Raw genomic sequence first — 14,658 nt, 5'->3', positions numbered from 1 at the left:
TTACGGCGTAACGATCAGCGGGCCATCCGCCTGGCCGGTCGCACGCCACTGCGGCACGTACATCGACTCCACCTGTGGCTGCGGCAACTGATAGGTTCCCGGCATCACCGCACGCGCCAGATAAACCAACGTGACCGGCTGGTTCTCATTGACGGCAACGGCTGCCACAAAACGATCGTCGCGGAATTCCATATGCTGAATATCCGCCTGTTGCATCTGGTTGATCAGGTTCTGCGCTTCACCAGCGTTATCCGCAAGGCTGGCACTGCTGTTTGCCAGGTTTTGATTTTCCAGCTCCAGCCCGGCAGGCAGCATATCAACGACCAGTGCATCCGGAACGTTCTGGCTGGCGTTGATCTCAAGGCGCACCAGAACCAGGTCACCGCTGCGCAGTGAAGAGATGGCTTTAGGTTTACCGTCTGTACCGAGAATCTGGCGTTCAATCTGCAACACGTTGCTGACCGGCTCCGGTGAATACTCCGGATACCCGGTTGCGTCGAGGCGCAACCACAGAGGCTGGAGGCCACTATTCGTCACCTGCAACGCGCCCAACTGGTCTGCATCCAGATTACGGGTTTGTGCTTTATCACTTTGCAACGGCGCGGCATCCAGCGACGTTTGTGCCTGCCAGTTGCCCGGTAAATCAGCAAGACCCCGCCCCGCCAGGAAGAGCGAATTGCTCTCTTGGGTGGATAACCAACGCTCGCCAAATGCCTGTTCAGAGAGCGTTTGCAGCAGCGTGTTTTGCGCATCTGGCAGCAGCTTGTTCTCTTCCATCAACGCCAGCATCAGCGCGTTATCACGCAGCGCGCTGCCGTAATCGCCAATCCAGCGCGGCGTGTCTGCACGCGGTGTTTTCAGCGCCAGTTGAATCGCTTCCTCGCTACGCGGCGCGTCACCCATTGCTTTCAGCGCGACACCCAGTTGCATCAGCGGCAGGCCAGATTTTGCCTGCGCGTGACGTTCCCAGATTTCGCGCAGTGCGCCAAGCGGCGCCTTCTGCTGACGCGCCAGCACCTGTGCGGCATAAGCCTGCACGGCAAAGCGGCTGGCCGCGGTATCATCGCTGTAGCGAATTGTCATCAGCCCCGGCTCTTGCAAATAACGCAGCAGACGGTTATTGCCTTTGTTGATGGCATCTGCCGGCACGCTGTAACCCTGCTCGCCGGCGCGCACCAGGAAGTCCATCGCGTAGGCCGTCAGCCAGTACTCTTCGGGGCCTTCTTTATCCCACAACGCGAAACCGCCATCCTGACGCTGCATTTGCAGCATACGGGAGATCCCAACGTCCACCGCCGCGCGGCGTTTCTCATCGCTGTCGCCGGTAATACCGAGCATTTTGAGCTGCGCCGCGTTGGTGTACAGCGATGGGAAAAGACCGCTGGCGGTCTGCTCCAGACAACCGTACGGATACGCTTTCAACTCGCGAATATAGCGCGCCAGGTTCAGCGGCGGCTTGCCGCTCAGCAGCAGTTGCCCCTGCACCGTTGCCGGGGAGAAATTCGCCAGATAGCCCTGCGGCACACTCCAGCTTTCACCCGGCTGCAACGCCGCGCCGCTGTTCACCGTCTGTGCCGGGAAGGCCGGGCGCACGCCCAGCTTCCAGGATTTACTCACCGGTGGCAGCGTTTCACCCGGTAATGTCAGGCCACTTACCGTGATATCCACCTGACCGTCGCCAAACCCCTCTTTCGCGCTGACTGGCACAAACTGAATATTGCGCACGCCCGGCTGTAACGTAATGGGTGCGGGTTGGGCGCCTTCCAGTTGAATCAGCCCGCTTGCGGCTAATTGTACGTTCAGCGTCTGCGGTTTATCCGTCAGGTTAGTGATATCGAGCGTCAGACGCGCGGTATCGCCACCCGCCAGGAAGCGCGGCATGTTGAGCTCAGCAATGACCGGCGCGGCAACCACCACTTTATCTTCGCTGCTGCCAAAATCTTCATCGCTCCACGCCTGCGCCATCACGCGCAACTCGCCGTTAAAATCGCCGATTGGCAGAGTGACAGTGCCTTCACCATTTTCATCAAGCGTTACCGGCTGGGCCTGTTGCGCGATAATGGTGACGTGGTTAACCGGCGGCTTACCGCCGCGTTTCAGTTCGTCACCATCACCACCAAAGCGCAGGTTCGCCAGACGTCCCTGCCCTTCAATCACCTGGCCGTAGATATCATAGATATCCGCACCATAGCGTTTCTGGCCGAAGAAGCCCTGCCACGGATCCGGCGTGGTGTAATCAGTAATGTTCAGCACGCCGCTGTCCACCGCCGAAAGCAGTACATTCACCTGTTTCGGTGCCGCGCCTTCTTTGTGATCGACTTTCACTTTCACCGTCAGCGGCTGATTCGGGCGCATTTTCGCAGGCGCATCAAGGGCGATATTCAGACGACGGTTTTCATCGCCGAGCGGCAGATGCAGTACACCGACCGCGCGTTTTGGCGTAGCGGAACGGGATTTATCACCCGGACGCACCACCAGCGTGCTCAAATAGAGGTCATGACGGTTCCAGCTTTTATCCACCGGAATGGAGAGATCCAGCCCTTCCGCCGGAACGGTTATCTCCTGCCACCACAAGGGGCCTTCACTCGATTCCACCATCGCGTAACCCTTGCCCGCCGCCGGTGCGGCAACGTGCAACTTGATGGTGTCTCCTGGTTTATAGGACGGTTTATCCAGCTTCATGGTCACCCGATCCGGACGCGCCGCGCCGCTGCCATCGCTGTTATCCTGCCAGCTGTAACCGGCCCAGAAACGAACACTACTGATGGTGTCGTTCGGCCCTTTGACTTCCAGACGATAAGCGCCCCACTCAACCGGGAAACTGACCTTACCGGTTTCATCGGCTTTCAGGTTAAGGCTCTCTTCGCCTTCCACCAGGTCTTTCTGGTCAAACTGGGATTTCCAGCCTTCATCTTCCGACCAGTTCCAGTAATAGTCGCGACGTTCGCGGATCAAGCGTACCTGAAGGCCTTCAACCGCCTTGCGCTCACCCTGAGCGTTGGCGTAAACGATATCAAATGCGGCCTGACTGTCTTCATCGACAATCGGCTGATTCACCGTGGTGTCGGTGCGATAGTCATACACCGCTTTGCTGGCGAACTGCGGACGAATACCCGGCAGTTCTGATGCAGGCCAGATAGCCTGTTCGGCACGACGCGTCACCGGACGGCCACCCGATTCCAGCAGGCTGGCCTGTAAAATGACCTGCAACGGGGAATGTGCTTCCTGCCACTGGCTGGAGGTAGTCACTTCCCCGCGCCCTTTTTCGTCCAGCGTCAGGCTGGCTTCATCGAGACTGCGCGAGAGATTCTCTTCAGCAATATCGCCAAACTGGAAACCCGGCAGGGCAGCCACCGCATCACGAAGCGGACGCAGGAACAGCTTGCCCTGTAAGGTGTTGCCATTGGCCGGTGCGCCATAGAGGTAGTAACCGACTACGCCAAACTTCACCTCATCTTCTGGCGCCAGCGGGGTTTTCTCGGCGCTCAGGTTTAGCGCCAGACGCTCTGGCATGAAATCTTCGACGTGGAAATCCCACTCCTGACGCTGGTTATCGCCGGTGTTGGCGCGGATATGCCACATCCCGGTCGCCGCGCCGCTGTCGAGCGGATAGGTGAACTGATACAGACCGTTCACCGGTTTGCTGACCACGCTGCGCACCACCTGACCGTCAGGTTTCACCACCTCGATTTTGACCGGTTGTTCCGCCAGCGGTTTGCCATCGCCATCGCGAAGCAGGCCGTTAAGAATGACGGTTTCACCAGGACGATAGAGATCGCGTGGGCCAAACATGAAGAACTGTTTGCTAAAGCCAGGCGCACCGGCAATGGCGAATTCTGCGAGATCGAGCGCCGGAAGTTTGAGATCGAGAAGCGTGGTTTGACCATCTTTTCGCGCCAGCACCAGCGCCGCGTCTTTATCGGTTTGCAGCGTGGCGTGGCCCTGCGCATCGCTGTTCGCCTGCGCCAGGGTTTGCCCTTTTTCGTTCAGCAGTTGGACATCGACCGCCCCCTGCGCCGCGCCGTTTTCCAGACTTTGGGTAAAGACGTCCAGTCGATTGTGATAGCGGTGCGCAGAAAGGCCGATATCGCTCAGGGTAAAGAGCGTGGCGGCGTTGCTGTAGTTGTAGTGTCCTGCCTGATTCATCACCGCGATATACACACCGGACTGTTGCAGCGGTTTAATATCTTTCAGCGGCAGCAGCAGTTTCTCGCGGGTGTTACGTTCCGGGTTGAGATCGAATCGTCCGGTATAGACTAAATCCGCCATCTTCAGCAGTTCGTCAGATTCCCAGTTACTCAGTGAGTTACGGTATTCCCACGAACTAACAAACGACGCCAGCGATTCCGGCTTCACGCGGTAGAAGTTGACATCAACATTGTTGACGTTGAGCGCCATCACTGGCAGCCCTTCCACCACTTTACCCGGCAGCAGCGAGCCGCGGCTGGCGAAGCCGACCGTTGGCGCAATATCACGGGTAGAAATTGTTTTTTCGACGCCTTTGCCCAGCGTCTCTTTATTCACCGCGACCAGCTCAGGGTCGACGGTGACAATCAGTTCACGTTTTGGCTCCAGATGCCGCAGACGCAACTCTTTCAGATTTGGGGCAAGCTCCCAGGCACCGTCAATTTTGCCGTTCTTTTTATCAACGACATGGACGGTTTTGGCGAAATCCTGATTGGGGTCGAGCGGCACCGAGAAAGTGAGCACCAGCGCTGACGCGCCTTCAAGCTGCACTTCAGAGGCATCCAGCAGGGTTAATGCTTTGCCCTGATTCTGTTGAGCCAGTTTGGCGAGTTTTTCCGGTTGGACAACATCAGTTTTCGGCGATTTTTCATCAGCTTTATGGGAAGCCGCTGATTCAGACGACACTGTTGTGGTTTTTTCATCACTATTATCACAACCACTCAATGTAAAAGTGGTCAGTAACGCGAAAGCGATCGCGGCTAAACGAAATGGTTTCATCCTTTATCCCTGGCCCGAGGAGCCTGTTGCTCATACCCGATAAGTATTATCCGCTAGTTTTAGTAAAACCCAACGACAGAATCAAATAGTGGAAAGCTCGTCGCAATTACGATTGATTGCCGATGCGCGATGTTACATCGATCACACCGCTGAAGGTTACATGTAACCTTTCAAGTAATTCATTTCTAAAACAATAAGATAGATAGAAACTCTCTCACAATAGCTGTTAGTTTAACCCCTAACCTTACCCATGTGCGCGGTTCAATTTGAGAGAAAACTATGAAAAGAGTCGTGAACGCCCTACAAAATTTCGGAAAATCACTTTATGGCCCGGTACTTATTTTACCTATTGTGGGCCTGTTTATTGCCTTTGGTAACGTTCTGAGCAATAGCACCCTTTCAGACTACCTGTCTTTTACAGGCCACCCCATAGTTCAAGGAATAGGACAGCTCATCGCCAAATCTGCCGTATCGATTCTGGTCAATCTGGCACTCGTCTTTGCGGTCGGTATTCCAGTGGGTCTTGCAACACGTGACAAAGGCTATGCGGCATTAATCGGTATGGTGACCTTTGTCGTCTTCATCAATGCGATGAACGTTACGTTACAGCTCCTGGGCGAACTTGCTCCCGCTGCCCAGATGAAAGCCGCCGGCCAAAGTATGGTGCTGGGTGTACAGGTTCTTGAGATGGGTGTTTTTGCGGGCATTCTGACAGGTGCTCTTTCAGGGTATCTCTACAACAAATATTCTGGCGTTCAATTTTCGGGAGCGATGGCGATCTATTCCGGCCATTGTTTTGTCGCTATTGTGATGCTGCCTGTTGCAATCGTACTTGGCGCTGTGATGAGTGAACTCTGGCCGTTTGCACAACACGGGATAAGCGCGATGGCGTTGGCTATTAAGGGCGCAGGCCCTTTAGGTGTAGCGATTTACGGCTTTCTTGAACGTATTCTGGTGCCCACTGGATTACATCATCTGGTTTATACCCCTTTCCTTTATACCGAGCTTGGTGGCACTCAAGATGTGTGCGGCACTGCCTATCAGGGCGCACGTAATATCTATTTTGCGGAAATGGCCTGCCCCGATGTGAAGCAGTTGAGCCAAACTGTGGTCTGGGATGCCCGTGGTATTAGTAAAATGTTCGGCCTGCCTGCAGCCGCCCTTGCGATGTATCTCACAGCCAAACCGGAACGTAAGGCAGCAGCAAAAGCCATTCTTATTCCCGCAGCACTGACCTCATTTCTGGTTGGCGTTACTGAACCTATCGAATTCTCGTTCCTTTTTGTCGCACCACTGCTGTTTGTTGTTCATGCCGTACTCACAGGAATTGGCATGATGTTGTTTTCTCTTTTTGGTGTCCATGCGATCGGGGCTAACGGCATTATCGACTTCATTCTTTATAATCTGCCGCTCGGCACTGATAAATCCAACTGGCCGATGTATCTCGTTGTCGGCTTTATTATGTTCGCACTCTATTTTGTCGTGTTTCGATTCTTGATCGTTCATTTGAATATGAAAACGCCGGGTCGAGAAGAGGAACAACAAGAAACACGCCTGTACAGTAAAAAGGATTTCCAAAATCAAGATAAAAGCGGTGAGTTGGGGGAGTCCATTATTACTGGTCTGGGTGGCCGTGAAAATATCGTTGTCGTCGATAATTGTTACACCCGATTGCGCGTAACGGTAAAAGATGTCAATTGCATAAATGAGCCGGAGCTAAAATCCACAGGCGCAAAAGGCATCATTAAGCAGGGAAATAATGTTCAGGTAGTCTACGGACTGCATGTTAAAAAAATGCGTGAAGCTGTTGAGACGTTTCTTTGAAGGAGGAAAATATGTTTAAACCACCCTTTATTCTGTCAATTGCGGGCGGCGGTAGCACCTACACACCGGGGATTGTTAAAAGCTTAATGGTGCGACTGGCTGAATTCCCGCTCGCCGAAATTCGCCTCTATGATATTGATGAAACCAGGCAAAATACCATTGCTCCGGTGGTTGAAAAAGTTCTCCGCGATCACAGTGCGTCAATAAAATTTACCGTGACCAACGATCCTGAGGTTGCGTTCAGTGGCGCACACTTTATTTTTGCTCAAATGCGCGTAGGCCAGTACAACATGCGCGAACAGGACGAAAAAATTCCGCTACGGCATGGCGTTGTGGGTCAGGAGACCTGTGGCCCGGGAGGATTGGCATACGGTTTACGTACCATCATGCCAATGGTAGAACTGATTGATTTCGTTAATCGCTTTGCGGATCCAAAAGCGTGGATCGTGAATTATTCAAACCCTGCTGCTATTGTCGCCGAAGGGATTCGTCGCCTGCGTCCAGATGCTCGTGTATTAAATATTTGTGATATGCCAGTCGCGGCTATGCGTAATATGGGCGCTATTCTGGGCGTCGATCGCCACAAACTTGAAGTTGAATATTTCGGATTAAATCATTTCGGATGGTTTACCCGGGTAATGGTTGACGGTGAAGATAAATTGCCATTGCTTCGACAACATATCGCTAAATTCGGTCTTCTAACGGAAGATGCTGCTAAAACGGATCCTCAACATTCAGATCCTTCATGGGTAAAAACCTGGCGCAACATTAAGCCAATCATGGATAATTTCCCTGAATATCTGCCCAACCCCTACCTACAGTATTACCTGATGCCAAATCAGATTGTTGAAAAACAAAACCCTGACTACACCCGTGCGAACGAGGTAATGAACGGTAGAGAGAAGAAGTTATTTGCGGCGGCTCAGGAATATAAACAAACCGGCATTTTATCTGATGCTTTTCACGTTGGAGTGCATGGTGAGTTTATTGTCGATGTTGCTCGCTCACTGGCATTCAACCTTCGCCAGCGTCATCTGGTAATGGTCGAAAACCGTGGGGCCATCACGAATCTGCCTTATGATGCCATGGTTGAAATCCCGGCTTATATCACATCCGAAGGCCCTGAAGCCGTGCGTATTGGGAAGGTACCGCTTTTCCATCAAACCCTTTTGCAGCAACAACTGGCAAGTGAACAGTTACTGGTTGAGGCCACACTGGAAGGCAGCTATGAAAAAGCGCTACAGGCGTTCACGCTCAATCGTACTGTTCCCACAATGGAACATGCCAAAGCCATTCTTGATGAGATGATTATCGCAAATCGCGAGTACTGGCCGGAGCTAAAAAAAGCGTACCAGGACGGACATCCGGTTAAAAAATAGGGGCTTGTTCGCGAGTTGAACGTGCTTTGCTTGTCGGTGTCAGAAAAAACACCGACAATCCGTTTTTATACCAAGAAAGATGGAGGCAATCATGTCCACCTCATATTTTGTCGCAGCCGACTGGTTGGCGGAACATATCGACGATCCTGAAGTACAAATTCTTGATGCGCGGATGGCTCCGCCAGGGCAGGACGATCGTGATATCCCCGCAGAGTACCGTGCCGGGCATGTGCCTGGCGCCGTTTTCTTTGATATTGAGACGCTTTCAGATCGCAACAGCGCGTATCCTCACATGATGCCTCGTGCGGAAGCCTTCGCTGTGGCCATGCGAGAACTGGGCGTTAGCCATGATAAGCATCTTATCATTTATGATGAAGGCAGCCTTTTTTCAGCGCCGCGCGCATGGTGGATGCTGAAAACGTTTGGAGTAGACAACGTTTCCATTTTGGCTGGAGGGCTTTCCGGCTGGCAACGTGAGGGAGGCCTGTTACAACGCGGTGTCGTCACCCTGCCAGACAGCGATTTCAGTGCGAAATTTGACTCCCACGCAATCATCCGTCTTACTGATGTGCTTCTGGCGAGTCATGAAAAAAGTGCCCAAATAATTGATGCCCGCCCCGCGCCGCGTTTTAACGCCGAGGTGGATGAACCACGGCCTGGACTGAAACGTGGACATATCCCCGGCGCCTGCAATATTCCCTGGAATGAACTGGTTTTCGAAGGTGAGTTAAAAACCACCGACGAGCTGGAAACTATTTTTTCCCAAAAAGGTATCAACCTTAATGAACCAATTATTGCCAGTTGCGGATCTGGCGTAACGGCAGCGGTGATCGTGCTCGCACTGTCGACGTTGGGTGTAAAAAATATCGCTTTATACGATGGAGCCTGGAGCGAATGGGGAGCTCGGGATGACCTCCCAGTGGAACCGGCTAATTAATGGATAATCGCCTCACGACGTTATTAATGCGCGGGGAAGCACTAACTCGCGCAGAATATCGCGTACTTGCCTACATTACAGAACATCCGTTATTGCTAGGACAACTTACAGTCCGTGAACTGGCGCAGACAACGTATGTCTCCACAGCCACCATAATGCGTTTATGCCAGAAACTCGGCTTCAGTGGTTATAGTGAGTTTACCTGGCACTGTAAACAACTACTCTCCAGTGAGCCGCATATTGCTTTTACGGCCCATACCCTGCCGAAACTCCCTTCTGCCTTTGAACAATTCATGGCAAATTATCGAACCACCTTTTCCTGGGTTAGTGACGATAAACGTAATGCGTTTGCCACACTTCTGCGAAAGCAAGAGAGTTTCTTTCTTTACGGTGCCGGCTTTTCCTATCTCTTTGCGGAATATTTTACTAAGAAGCTACAAGTGTTGGGTAAAACGGCTTTCCTTTCCGGCCCTGGCGATAGTAGAAATATATTTTTAAACAATGCTTCCCGTTATCAGGTTTTTATCGCCGTCTCACGTAGTGGTGAGACTGAGCAGGTTCTGGATAAAGCCCGTATCGCAAAAAATGTTGGCATGACGGTTATTGCTTTTACCCGCGCATCGGCCAACCCCCTGGCTGAAATCGCCGATCTGCATTTTGCTCTTTATGATGAAGCGATTCATTACGCGGCTGAAGCCTCTGGAATAACTTCATTCGAATCCAACCTGGTACTATTGATGGATTTATTGCTATTGGAAGCAACCGAGTAATAACACCCGTAAGTTTGGCAATGATTTCTCTTCTAGACGCAGCAATATCTTTTAGGTGTGAATAAAGGCAGCAGGAAAGACAGGATGCCGCCCTGTAGGGCGGCATTCCACAAACTCAGATAATGCGGTTCTGTTTAAAATCACGCAGGAAGCCGCCCCAGCGGCGTTCGTAGAACGGCGTGATGTGTTCGGTAATAAAGTGGCTGATTCCCTTTTCCCCTTTTACCACCTGGCAGATGTCAATCGGTTCATCGCCCGGTAGCGTATCGGTCGCCACGCTGCCTGCGGCGTGAATAATCTCTTCAATATCACCGTCTGCTTCAATACCAATCAGCAGATTCGCTTCGCCTTCTGTGCTCTCTTTAATAGAACAGATAAACGCGCGTTTCACCGGTTTGATGGTTTTAAACAGCGTCGTGAGTGAGTCGACCATTTGGGCTGGCGGCTCCGCCACTTCTGACAGGATCAGCGATTCGCCGCCTTCCAGAATTTCCTGGGTACTGAGCGGATTGCCTTCTTCTCCAATCAGATGGCTGATTTCGCGCGGGGTGAACGCTTTCCCGGTTGGCAATTTGGCGTTGAGGAACAGCGTTTCGCCAAGAGTCATTTCAAACAACGTGCGAACGGGCATGACCACGAACGCCTGTTCCTCTTCAACGGCCTGCTGCAAGGCTTCCAGCGAGGTGAAAAAGGGAATAACGGAAGTACCATCATCCTTTTCCCAGTGCTGTAAATCGAGTGCGCTGTCTTCCACAATTTGTTCGCCTTCCGCCGCTGTACCGGGCACCCACACGGTGGATTCCAGCAGCGTGCGGAAAAACGCCGGGCGATGCGCCGGTTCGGTCGCCGCCTGCTCAAGCAGGGTTTCTAATTCGTTTTTGGTTTCGGACATAGTGGGTTCCAGAATGTCGGTTTTCCCCCTCACCCCGGCCCTCTCCCAAAGGGAGAGGGAGAAAACCGCACAGAACAGTTCCCTCTCCCTTTGGGAGAGGGCCGGTGTGAGGGGTAATAATTTATTCAGCGGTCAGCAGATTCGCAATCGTACGCACGCCCAGCCCGGTCGCGCCGGCGGCCCACTGCTCTACCGCGCCTTTGCGATAAGTCGCGGAGCAGTCGATGTGCAACCAGCCTTTGTGATAGTTCTCAACGAAGTGAGACAGGAAACCCGCCGCCGTGCTTGCACCCGCCGGATAGGTGGCGTTCGCAGTGTTGTTCAGCTCGGCAAAGTTGGACGGCAACTGGTTACGATGGAACTCCGCCAGCGGCAGGCGCCAGAACGGTTCGTTTTCTGCTGCGGCACTCGCCATCAGGCGATTCACCAGGCTATCGTCAAAGCTCAACAGCGCATGGTAGTCGTTACCCAACGCCGTTTTTGCCGCCCCGGTCAGGGTTGCAGCGTCGATGATCAGTTCTGGTTTCTGCGCAGAGGCATCAATCAGGCCATCGGCCAGCACCAGACGCCCTTCAGCATCGGTGTTCATCACTTCGACGTTTTTACCGTTGCGATAGTGAATGATATCGCCCAGTTTGAACGCATTGCCGCTCACCATGTTGTCGGCACAACACAGGTACAGTTTCACACGCTTGTTCAAACCACGCGTAATAGCAAACGCCAGCGCGCCAGTGACCATCGCCGCACCGCCCATGTCGGACTTCATCGAGTCCATGAACGCGCTTTGCTTCAGGCTATAACCGCCGGAATCGAAGGTAATACCTTTCCCGACCAGGCAGGCGTAAACCGGCGCGTCTTTATCGCCGGTTGGGTTGTAGTCCAGCGCCAGCAGTACCGGCGCACGCTCAGAGCCACGGCCTACGGTGTGAATACCCATGTAATTCTGCTCACGCAGATCTTCGCCTTTGGTGATGCGATAAGAAACCTGATCACAAGCGACGCTGCACAGCAGATCCACCGCGCGTTGTGCAAGTTGTGACGGGCCGACGTCTTCCGCCGGTGCGTTGATGGTATCGCGCACCCAGTCGATGATAGTCAGGCGGTTATCAAGTTCCTGACGCTGCGCGTCATCCAGCTCTGGCCATTCCACTTTACGCGTGCCTTTCGGCCCTTTATAACCGGCCCAGAAAGCCCACGCGCTGTCAGCGCTCCAGCCTTCGCCGATCAGCGCCACGTGTTTAATGCCCAAGCCATCAATTTTACGCGCCGCGCGCTGAATCAGGCCCAGGTCGTCCTTACCGGTCAGGTGCAGAGAGATTCCATTATCGTTAATGCTATAAGTCGCTTTTTCGCCCCAGCGCGCATCGGCGGGCTGCGTGGTCAGCGTAATGTTCATCGCTTCGGTCATTTATTTATCCTTATTCGTAAACGGGCCGTATTAGCAATACGGGCCACCCGAAGGCAGCCCGTTATGTGACTTATTCAGCTTCGTCTAACCAGACTAGCAGAATTGCCTCAAGGATTTTTTCATTTGATGCCTGAGGGTCATCATCAAAATCCTCAAGGTCGCAAATCCATTGGTGCAGGTCAGTAAAGCGCACGGTCTTCGGATCGGTATCCGGGAAGGTGTCGTAAAGCGCTTCGCCGATTTCACGGCTGTCGGTCCACTTCAGTCCCATACTATCCTCTGTTAATGCTCGCGTGCGTGGTTAATAGTGTAACGCGGGATTTCGACCACCAGATCTTCGTCGGTGACGCGCGCCTGACAGCTCAGACGGCTATCCGGTTCCAGCCCCCAGGCTTTATCCAGCATATCGTCTTCGTCTTCAGTGCTTTCCGGCAGAGAATCGAAACCTTCACGCACGATGCAGTGGCAGGTGGTGCAGGCACAGGATTTTTCGCAGGCGTGTTCAATCTCGATACCGCTACGCAGCGCCGCATCCAGAATAGTTTCACCGGTCTCAGCTTCCACAACTACGCCATCCGGACACAGATCCTGGTGGGGCAGAAAAACAATCTTTGGCATATTAAACCTCGTCCACGGATTGGCCTTTCAACGCAGTACGGACGGATTTATCCATACGGCGAGCGGCGAATTCCTGGGTTTGTTTATCAACGTTTTTAATGGCTTGTTCTATTGCGTCAGTATCATTGCCTTCGGCTACCGCGCGCAGCTGCGCAGCGGCTTCATCAATCTCCTGACGTTCTGCGGCGCTTAACAGCGCGGCATCGGCGGCCAGAGCACCGGTCAAACTCTCCAGTACGCGTGCTGCTTCTACTTTTTGCTCCGCGAGCATACGGGCTTTAACATCGTGCTCAGCGTAGCTCATGGAATCCTGAATCATGGTGGCGATTTCACCGTCGGTCAGACCGTAGGACGGTTTGACCTGAATTGAGGATTCAACCCCGGTGGATTTCTCCATCGCGGTCACGCTTAACAGCCCGTCGGCATCCACCTGGAAAGTGACGCGAATATGCGCGCCACCCGCCGGCAGCGCCGGAATACCACGCAACGCAAAGCGCGCCAGCGAGCGGCAATCCTGCACCAGTTCGCGCTCGCCCTGCATCACGTGAATAGACATCGCCGTCTGGCCATCTTTGAAGGTGGTAAACTCCTGCGCTCGCGCCACCGGAATGGTGGTGTTACGCGGGATCACTTTCTCAACCAGCCCGCCCATGGTCTCCAGACCGAGCGACAGCGGGATAACGTCCAGCAGCAGCATTTCACTGTCTGGCTTGTTACCCACCAAAATATCGGCCTGAATCGCCGCGCCAATGGCGACCACTTTATCCGGGTCGATAGAGGTAAGCGGCGTGCGGCCAAAGAATTCACCCACGCGTTCACGCACCAGCGGCACACGAGTAGACCCACCGACCATCACGACTTCCAGCACCTCATCCGCTTCCACGCCTGCGTCTTTCAAAGCGCGGCGACAGGCCATCAGAGTACGTTTAACCAGCGGGGAAATAAGGTCGTTAAACTGTTCGCGGGTGATGTCGCCTTTCCAGCCAGCAACCTCAACCGCCACGCTGTCAGCGTCACTCAGGGCGATTTTAGCGGCGATGGCAGCATCCAGCAGTTCACGCTGGACGCGGTTATCGCTGCGATCGGGAATACCCGCCTGTTCGCGAATGTAGTCCGCCAGCAAATGGTCGAAGTCATCACCGCCGAGGGCGGAATCACCACCGGTCGCCAGCACTTCAAACACGCCGCGGCTTAAGCGCAGAATAGAGATATCAAACGTACCGCCGCCCAGGTCATAGACGGCAATCACGCCTTCCTGACCGGAATCCAGGCCATAGGCAATGGCCGCAGCAGTCGGTTCGTTGAGCAGACGCAGCACGTGCAGGCCCGCCAGACGCGCGGCGTCTTTGGTGCCCTGACGCTGTGCATCGTCAAAATAGGCCGGAACGGTAATCACCACGCCGTCAAGTTCACCGGCGAGCGATTCAGTAGCCCGCGCCGCCAGCGCTTTGAGGATATCGGCCGAGACGCGAATCGGGTTCAGCACACCGGCTTCAGTGACCAGCATCGGCAGGCCATTTTCGCTCGCCTCAAACTGGTACGGCAGGTGCGGATAACGCGCCTGAATGTCTGCCAGCGAGCGGCCCATCAGACGTTTGACGGAGCTTATCGTATTAGCTGGATCCTGCGCGGCATTGGTGCGCGCATCATAACCCACGACGTGGCCCTGTGCCTGGTAATGGACAACAGAGGGCAGCAGGTGACGGCCCTGGCGGTCAGCCAGTGTTTCCGCCTGACCGCTACGGACCGTCGCAACCAGAGAATTGGTGGTGCCTAAATCAATGCCAACCGCCAGACGACGCTGATGCGGCGCGGCACTCAGACCAGGCTCACTAATTTGTAATAAGGCCATATTGAGCTTCCGA

General features: G+C 53.8%; 10 protein-coding genes. 4 read left to right on the top strand and 6 right to left on the bottom strand.

The features are described 5' to 3' along the window. A complete protein-coding gene (locus tag ACOXYR_RS04530) occupies positions 1–4,965 on the bottom strand; it encodes an alpha-2-macroglobulin family protein (protein WP_421355734.1) in 4,965 nt (1,654 codons plus the stop codon). A gap of 279 nt (positions 4,966–5,244) precedes the next feature. Between ACOXYR_RS04530 and ACOXYR_RS04525 the strand changes: the two genes are divergently transcribed. The 4 genes from ACOXYR_RS04525 to ACOXYR_RS04510 all read left to right on the top strand — a co-directional run bounded on the left by ACOXYR_RS04525 (position 5,245) and on the right by ACOXYR_RS04510 (position 9,875). Next, a complete protein-coding gene (locus tag ACOXYR_RS04525) occupies positions 5,245–6,789 on the top strand; it encodes a PTS transporter subunit EIIC (protein WP_421355733.1) in 1,545 nt (514 codons plus the stop codon). Positions 6,790–6,800: 11 nt separating this feature from the next. Beyond that, positions 6,801–8,168 carry a 6-phospho-alpha-glucosidase gene (locus tag ACOXYR_RS04520; RefSeq protein WP_415728357.1) on the top strand — a complete coding sequence of 456 codons (1,368 nt, stop codon included), beginning with the start codon at positions 6,801–6,803 and terminating at the stop codon, positions 8,166–8,168. A gap of 91 nt (positions 8,169–8,259) precedes the next feature. Then, positions 8,260–9,105: a 3-mercaptopyruvate sulfurtransferase gene (sseA, locus tag ACOXYR_RS04515; protein ID WP_421355732.1), complete on the top strand. Its 846-nt coding sequence runs from the start codon at positions 8,260–8,262 to the stop codon at positions 9,103–9,105. Continuing rightward, the gene (locus ACOXYR_RS04510; protein ID WP_421355731.1) at positions 9,105–9,875 is read left to right on the top strand and encodes a MurR/RpiR family transcriptional regulator; all 771 of its coding nucleotides are present in this window, start codon (positions 9,105–9,107) and stop codon (positions 9,873–9,875) included. Before sseA ends, ACOXYR_RS04510 begins: the two co-directional genes overlap by 1 nt. A 115-nt stretch (positions 9,876–9,990) precedes the next feature. Here ACOXYR_RS04510 and sseB read toward each other — a convergent pair whose 3' ends face one another. The 5 genes from sseB to hscA all read right to left on the bottom strand — a co-directional run bounded on the left by sseB (position 9,991) and on the right by hscA (position 14,645). Continuing rightward, positions 9,991–10,767, bottom strand: coding sequence for an enhanced serine sensitivity protein SseB (sseB, locus tag ACOXYR_RS04505; protein WP_421355730.1), 777 nt, complete (start codon positions 10,765–10,767; stop codon positions 9,991–9,993). Between the two features lie 121 nt (positions 10,768–10,888). Then, positions 10,889–12,175, bottom strand: a complete 1,287-nt coding sequence (gene pepB / locus ACOXYR_RS04500) for an aminopeptidase PepB (protein ID WP_421355729.1) — start codon at positions 12,173–12,175, stop codon at positions 10,889–10,891. 70 nt (positions 12,176–12,245) lie between these two features. Beyond that, positions 12,246–12,446 carry a Fe-S cluster assembly protein IscX gene (gene iscX / locus ACOXYR_RS04495; RefSeq protein ID WP_015963428.1) on the bottom strand — a complete coding sequence of 67 codons (201 nt, stop codon included), beginning with the start codon at positions 12,444–12,446 and terminating at the stop codon, positions 12,246–12,248. An 11-nt stretch (positions 12,447–12,457) separates the two neighbouring features. Further along, a complete protein-coding gene (gene fdx / locus ACOXYR_RS04490; protein ID WP_015963427.1) occupies positions 12,458–12,793 on the bottom strand; it encodes an ISC system 2Fe-2S type ferredoxin in 336 nt (111 codons plus the stop codon). 1 nt (position 12,794) lies between these two features. After that, the gene (hscA, locus tag ACOXYR_RS04485) at positions 12,795–14,645 is read right to left on the bottom strand and encodes a Fe-S protein assembly chaperone HscA (RefSeq protein ID WP_421355728.1); all 1,851 of its coding nucleotides are present in this window, start codon (positions 14,643–14,645) and stop codon (positions 12,795–12,797) included. Between the last annotated feature and the right edge of the window lie 13 nt (positions 14,646–14,658).

It is taken from the genome of Pseudocitrobacter faecalis (genome assembly GCF_965231525.1).
GTDB lineage: Bacteria > Pseudomonadota > Gammaproteobacteria > Enterobacterales > Enterobacteriaceae > Pseudocitrobacter > Pseudocitrobacter faecalis.
Note: the sequence above shows the minus strand (reverse complement) of the source record. Positions and strands in the feature narration are given on the sequence as shown.

Bases quoted from the DNA above. Each gene is read 5' to 3' on its own strand.
- ACOXYR_RS04530 (WP_421355734.1), bottom strand. From the start codon at position 4,965: ATGAAACCATTTCGTTTAGCCGCGATCGCTTTCGCGTTACTGACCACT.
- ACOXYR_RS04525 (WP_421355733.1), top strand. From the start codon at position 5,245: ATGAAAAGAGTCGTGAACGCCCTACAAAATTTCGGAAAATCACTTTAT.
- ACOXYR_RS04520 (WP_415728357.1), top strand. From the start codon at position 6,801: ATGTTTAAACCACCCTTTATTCTGTCAATTGCGGGCGGCGGTAGCACC.
- sseA (WP_421355732.1), top strand. From the start codon at position 8,260: ATGTCCACCTCATATTTTGTCGCAGCCGACTGGTTGGCGGAACATATC.
- ACOXYR_RS04510 (WP_421355731.1), top strand. From the start codon at position 9,105: ATGGATAATCGCCTCACGACGTTATTAATGCGCGGGGAAGCACTAACT.
- sseB (WP_421355730.1), bottom strand. From the start codon at position 10,767: ATGTCCGAAACCAAAAACGAATTAGAAACCCTGCTTGAGCAGGCGGCG.
- pepB (WP_421355729.1), bottom strand. From the start codon at position 12,175: ATGACCGAAGCGATGAACATTACGCTGACCACGCAGCCCGCCGATGCG.
- iscX (WP_015963428.1), bottom strand. From the start codon at position 12,446: ATGGGACTGAAGTGGACCGACAGCCGTGAAATCGGCGAAGCGCTTTAC.
- fdx (WP_015963427.1), bottom strand. From the start codon at position 12,793: ATGCCAAAGATTGTTTTTCTGCCCCACCAGGATCTGTGTCCGGATGGC.
- hscA (WP_421355728.1), bottom strand. From the start codon at position 14,645: ATGGCCTTATTACAAATTAGTGAGCCTGGTCTGAGTGCCGCGCCGCAT.